Annotated in this window: 2 protein-coding genes; both read left to right on the top strand. The window is 38.7% G+C overall.

Annotation, left to right across the window (positions count from 1 at the left end; translation table 11 throughout):
- Positions 1–56: 56 nt before the first annotated feature.
- Complete coding sequence (locus F6K23_RS42700) at positions 57–326, top strand: helix-turn-helix transcriptional regulator (protein ID WP_367267970.1); 270 nt, start codon at positions 57–59, stop codon at positions 324–326.
- Between the two features lie 119 nt (positions 327–445).
- Positions 446–1905, top strand: a protein-coding gene (locus F6K23_RS40215) for an IS5 family transposase (protein ID WP_375340831.1) whose coding sequence is annotated in 2 segments (ribosomal slippage) — positions 446–881 and positions 881–1905 — 1461 coding nt in all. Because the reading frame shifts where the segments join, the coding sequence is not laid out codon by codon here.
- Positions 1906–2102: the final 197 nt, after the last annotated feature.

The following is a 2102-nucleotide window of genomic DNA, read 5'->3' as shown; positions in this document are numbered from 1 at the left end:
TGGTTGATCGTGTAAAATAATAAAGTCTCGCTATTTTTGAAGATTTGCAGAGTGCTATGCAATTAAAGCCAAGGGTTATCTCAATTTGTGATAAGAAACATTTCACAGAGTCCGATCACTTGCCTAATTTGAGTACAGAGCCACAGCTATTGCTGATACAGGAAAAAACACGATCTTTATCTACTATTACTCTGAAATTGCTAGGATTAACTAAACGCGAGACAGAAGTGCTGTTCTGGATAGCTAAAGATAAAACTAATATTGAGATTGCGGAAGTCTTGAATTGCCGTGAAGGAACTGTGCGCAAGCACTTGGAGAATATTTAGGGTTTGCTGAATAAACCGGGAATCCTTAGCCATCAATACTTTGAACTGTATTGAAAGTTGCTCAGATACCAGAAAATCTGGTAAAATCTGACAAAATCCTTGTACCCCGAGCAGGGAAAATGTACAGAAAAGCTTCCTCTTGGCCCACCCCACCAGAAAACTTTGAACTGCCCTTTGAAGGAAAGTTATCACAAGATAACCGATGGGTGATCATGGCGAATCTGATACCGTGGGAGGAATTTGAAGAGGAATACGCCAAAAACTTTGCCGAAGATATAGGGGCACCCGCCCTAGCGTTTCGGATGGCATTGGGTTCATTAATAATCAAAGAAAGATTAGGAACAAGCGATAGAGAAACAGTAGAACAGATAAAAGAGAATCCTTACTTACAATACTTTATAGGGAGAAATCATTACAGCAACGATGCCCCTTTTGATGCCTCACTATTGGTGAGATTTAGAGAAAGAATAAATGTGAATTTAGTCAATCAAATAAATCAAAGAATGGTGAAGAAAATTCAGGAAGAAACCGAGGAGGAACCTAAAAAAAAAGCTCAAAATTAGAAAGGGAAGAAGCAATAGAGTCCAGAAATCAAGGTCAATTAATCTTAGATGCTACTTGCTCCCCAGCCGATATCAGCTATCCCCAGGATTTGGAGCTATTAAATCAAGCCAGAGTCAAAACGGAAAAAATAATAGATACTCTATATGAAGCGCTGAAAGTCAAACTAAAGAAAAAGCCAAAAACTTATAGAAACCTCGCTCGTAAAAATTACTTGGAAGTCGCCAAAAAACGGAGACCGTCAAGAAAAAAAAGAAGGAAAGCTATAAAAAAACAACTGCAATATATAAAAAGAAACTTAGGCCACATTGAGCAGCTAATGCAGACAGGGGCGGCACTTGATGTTTTGAGCAAAAGAGAATATAAGAGCTTACTGGTGGTTACGGAAGTTTACCGTCAACAGCAATGGATGTATGAGAATAAATTCCAGAGAATTGACGACAGAATAGTCAGTTTAAACCAACCTCATATCCGTCCAATCGTGAGAGGAAAAGCGGGAACTCCTGTGGAATTTGGAGCGAAATTATCAGTAAGTTTAAGAAATGGATATGCATTTTTAGACCGTATAAGCTGGGATAATTTTAATGAATCAGTAGATTTAAAAACCCAAGTAGAAGCCTTTAAACAGTATACAGGAGTGTATCCAGAATCGGTACATGTTGATAGAATTTATCGAACCCGCTCCAATCGAGCCTTCTGTAAAGACAGAGGAATCAGAATCAGTGGACCGCCCTTAGGAAGACCCCCAATCCATGTCAGCCAAGAAAAAAAGAAACAAGCGCTAGAAGACGAGAGGATTCGTAACTCAATTGAGGGTAAATTTGGAATCTCAAAACGAAGATTTAGCTTGAATCGAGTCATGGCTAAACTGCCTCATACCTCACAAACAGCGATTGCTATTACTTTTTTAGTCATGAACTTGTCCGCCCTGCTGCGGCAGTTTTTTTGTCTTTTTTTCTGTGTTCTACTGCCATCATGCCAGATTTTGGAGACAAGTATTAATCCCGCTTATAATTGAAGTAATTATCAACAACAAAAGCTCATTATTCTTTGAAGCTTAAATAACTAAATAATCCATCAGTTGTTTTTCTCCGACTTATTCAGCAAACCCTAATTAATCAGAAACGGGGGACAAGGGTTACTCCTCCCTTGCCTGTAATTGTTATTACGAACATGAGAACCGTCTAGTTCTACGAGAATTGTGTTCCAACCACA

Source organism: Okeania sp. SIO2C9 (genome assembly GCF_010672455.1).
Taxonomy (GTDB): domain Bacteria; phylum Cyanobacteriota; class Cyanobacteriia; order Cyanobacteriales; family Microcoleaceae; genus Okeania.
Note: the sequence above shows the minus strand (reverse complement) of the source record. Positions and strands in the feature narration are given on the sequence as shown.